Here is a 3,321-nt window from a genome sequence, read left to right as displayed (position 1 = left end):
CGACTGCCGGCTGGAGCTACGGCTTCGGGGTGGTGTGCGGGGCGCAGGTCACGTCCGCCGCGTCGACCTTGCCGGTGAGCAGGTAGGTGTCCACCCGCTCGTTGATGCACGGGTTGACGAGCCCGGTCACACCGTGGGAGCCCGCGTCCTTCTCGGTGATCAGACGGGAGCCCTTGAAGCGCTTGTGCAGTTCGACGCCGCCGTCGTACGGGGTGGCCGCGTCACGCGTGGACTGCACGATCAGCACGGGCGGCAGGCCCTTGCCGGACTTCACGTTCACCGGCGTCTGCTGCTTGACCGGCCAGGTCGCGCACGGCAGGTTCAGCCAGGCGTTGGCCCACGTCATGAACGGGTAGTTCTTGTGCAGCCGGGTGTTGTCGCGGTCCCACTTCTTCCAGCTGGTGGGCCACTTGGCGTCGGTGCACTCGACGGCCGTGTAGACGGCGTTGCCGTTCTCGGAGGCCGCGTTGCCCGCGGTGTCCGTGAGGTCGGGGGCCGCCGCGTCGACGAGCGCCTGGGTGTCACCCGCGACGTACTGGCTGAAGACGGTGGCGACCGGAATCCACGACGAGTCGTAGTACGGGGCGCTCTGGAAGAAGGAGATCAGCTCGGCCGGTCCGACCAGACCGCCGATCGGGCTCTTCTTGGCGGTGGCCCTCAACTCCAGCCACTTCGCCTGCACTTGGGCCCGCGTGGTACCGAGGTGGAAGACCGCGTCGTTCTTGGCGACCCAGTCCTGCCAGTCCTTCCAGCGCGTCTCGAAGGCGATGTCCTGGTCGAGGTTGGCCTCGTACCAGATCTTCTCGCGCGACGGGTTGACGACACTGTCCGCGATCATGCGGCGGACGTGCCCGGGGTACAGCGTGCCGTAGACGGCCGCGATGTACGTCCCGTACGACACACCGAGGAAGTTGAGCTTCTTCTCCCCCAGCGCGGCACGGATGACGTCCAGGTCACGGACGGTGTTGGGCGTGGTCATGTACGGGAGCATCTCGCCGCTGCGCTCGTAGCAGCCCTCCGCGTACTCGCGGGCGAGCCTGCGCTGGGCACGCTTGTCCGCCTCCGTGTCGGGCACCGGGTCCAGCTTGGGCGCCTTCACGAACTCCTGCGGGTCGACGCAGGATATGGGCGCCGAGTGGCCGACTCCACGCGGGTCGAAGCCCACGAAGTCGTACGCCTTCGACACGTTGGTCCACAGCGGGTTCTTCGTGACGACGCGGCGCGGGAAACGCAGCCCGGAGCCGCCGGGACCGCCCGGGTTGTAGACGAGGGCGCCCTGCCGCTCGCCCTTCGTCCCGGTGTTGCCGATGCGGTCGACGGCGAGCTTGATCTGCTTGCCGTACGGCTTCGCGTAGTCGAGCGGCACCGTGACCCAACCGCACTGGATCGGCTTCTCCAGGCCCCAGTCGGCCGCGCAGTCCTGCCAGTCGATTCCGGCCTTCGCGGCTCGCGTGGCGGCGATGGCCGCACCGTGCGTCTCACGGTCCTGGCCGTGGCGGGCGTCCGCGCTGGCCGCGGGCGCCGCGACGGCGCCGGCTATCAGGGTCGTCGTGACGAGTGCTCCGGCGGAACCGAGCGCGGCGGCTCGTCTCGTCAGTCTGGTGCCTCTCAAGTGGGACCTCCCCGTAGGTAGTTGTGCTTGGTCGACAACGGGGATCCTCGCCGCTGTGAGGGACCTGTGAACAGGGGGTGGGCAGCCTTCTTTGCCAATCCGATAAACGGTGACCGCAGTTCCGCTGAGCGGATATCCGGTGTGGTGTGCGGATTTGCCGTGCTCGACGGGCGGGCCGGTGCCCCGGGTGAGTCAGCCGCTACCGGCGGGCGCGAGGGCTGCCAGTGCTTCGTCCAGCACCCGGCGGAGCCGCAGCGCGTCCGACGCGACCGCGGTCACCAGTGCGGCGGGGCCGGCGAGCGGAACGAGCGCGGCGTTCTCCCCCAGCAGCCGGGCCTCGACCGGCGTGTCCGCGAACTCCGGTCGTACGACGACCAGTTGACCGAGGGCGCGATGCCCTGCCAGTACGGCGGGCCCGTCCCAGCCGCCCGGCGCGCCGGGACCGCACGCCAGCTCCTGGTCCAGGACGACCAGTCCCCCCACCCGCACCGTGAGACGGCTGGAGAGCCGCCCGGGCTCCTCACCGAAGCGCCCGAGCACCTGCTCCTCGCGGAACACGAGGCGGGCGTCGGGTGCGAGGTCGACGCGTGTGCCGACGTACAGCTCGCTGCCCTGGGCGCAGATCAACTGCTCGGGCAGCCAACGGAGTTCACCGCCGTCGGCGACCTCGATCCGTACGTCGTAACGGGCCTCGCCCTTCGCCTGGCCCGGCAGCGCGATGGTGGCGGCGGCTGACCCCAGCCACAGTCGGGCGCCCTCCTCCACCCGTGCCTCGACGGTGAAGCGGTCGCCGCCGAGGGGGCCGCTCATGGCGCCGACCAGCATGACGCGGGCCTCGTCGCCGTGGGCGCGGATGCGACGCAGGGCCAGCGGGCCGTCGCCGTCGAGCACCGGCAGGGCGGTGCCGCCCCGGCCGTCCGGCCGGGCGACGATCCGAGCGGTGGCCCGTACGCCGGTGGTCATGCCGTCCACGCCGCGAACTGGGCCCGCACCCAGGCGGCCACGTCCTCGACGCCGGCCTCACCGCGCAGCGACTGGAAGACGACGGGCCTCTCTCCGCGCGCCGCTTTCGCGTCCGTGGCCATCCGGCCGAGGTCGGAACCGACGTACGGCGCGAGGTCCGTCTTGTTGACGACGAGCAGGTCGGAGGTGGTGACGCCCGGACCGCCCTTGCGCGGGATGTCGTCGCCGCCCGCGACGTCGATGACGAAGATCTGCGCGTCGACGAGGCCCTTGGAGAAGGTGGCGGTGAGGTTGTCGCCCCCGGACTCGACGAGGACGATGTCGAGCGGCCCGACCTCGTCCTCCAGGTCCTCGACGGCTTCGAGGTTGGCGGAGATGTCGTCGCGGATCGCGGTGTGCGGGCAGGCGCCGGTTTCGACCGCGGTGATCCGCTCGGGCGGCAGCACGGCCTCGCGCAGCAGGAACTCGGCGTCCTCGCGGGTGTAGATGTCGTTCGTGACGACCGCGAGGGACAGCTCGGCGCGCAGGGCTCGGCAGAGGGCGGCGACGGTGGCGGTCTTGCCGGAGCCGACAGGACCGCCGAGTCCGATGCGCAGGGCTCGACGGGTGCCGTCGGGGCGGTGCGCGTCCGCGCCCACGGCTGCGCCGGGCTGGGGGTGGGAGTGGTCGAGGTGCATGGGATACGGCTCCGGTTCTGATTCTGGTTTCGGTTACTGGCTTTTCCCACGCCCCCGCCGCCCCTACCC

The 3,321-nt window shown here is 71.0% G+C and carries 3 protein-coding genes; all 3 read right to left on the bottom strand.

The features are described 5' to 3' along the window. Positions 1-16 precede the first annotated feature (16 nt). Positions 17-1,612, bottom strand: a complete 1,596-nt coding sequence (locus STRTUCAR8_RS34035; protein WP_006380777.1) for an alpha/beta hydrolase — start codon at positions 1,610-1,612, stop codon at positions 17-19. Between the two features lie 192 nt (positions 1,613-1,804). Next, positions 1,805-2,575: an urease accessory protein UreD gene (locus STRTUCAR8_RS34030; protein WP_006380778.1), complete on the bottom strand. Its 771-nt coding sequence runs from the start codon at positions 2,573-2,575 to the stop codon at positions 1,805-1,807. Next, the gene (ureG, locus tag STRTUCAR8_RS34025; protein ID WP_006380776.1) at positions 2,572-3,252 is read right to left on the bottom strand and encodes an urease accessory protein UreG; all 681 of its coding nucleotides are present in this window, start codon (positions 3,250-3,252) and stop codon (positions 2,572-2,574) included. Before ureG ends, STRTUCAR8_RS34030 begins: the two co-directional genes overlap by 4 nt. Positions 3,253-3,321 lie beyond the last annotated feature (69 nt).

Origin of the sequence: Streptomyces turgidiscabies Car8 (genome assembly GCF_000331005.1) — a bacterium.
GTDB classification, from domain to species: domain Bacteria; phylum Actinomycetota; class Actinomycetes; order Streptomycetales; family Streptomycetaceae; genus Streptomyces; species Streptomyces turgidiscabies.
This window is presented reverse-complemented; position numbering and strand designations above follow the sequence as displayed.

Coding starts and splice junctions, on each gene's coding strand:
- STRTUCAR8_RS34030 (WP_006380778.1), bottom strand. CDS start 2,575: ATGACCACCGGCGTACGGGCCACCGCTCGGATCGTCGCCCGGCCGGAC.
- ureG (WP_006380776.1), bottom strand. CDS start 3,252: ATGCACCTCGACCACTCCCACCCCCAGCCCGGCGCAGCCGTGGGCGCG.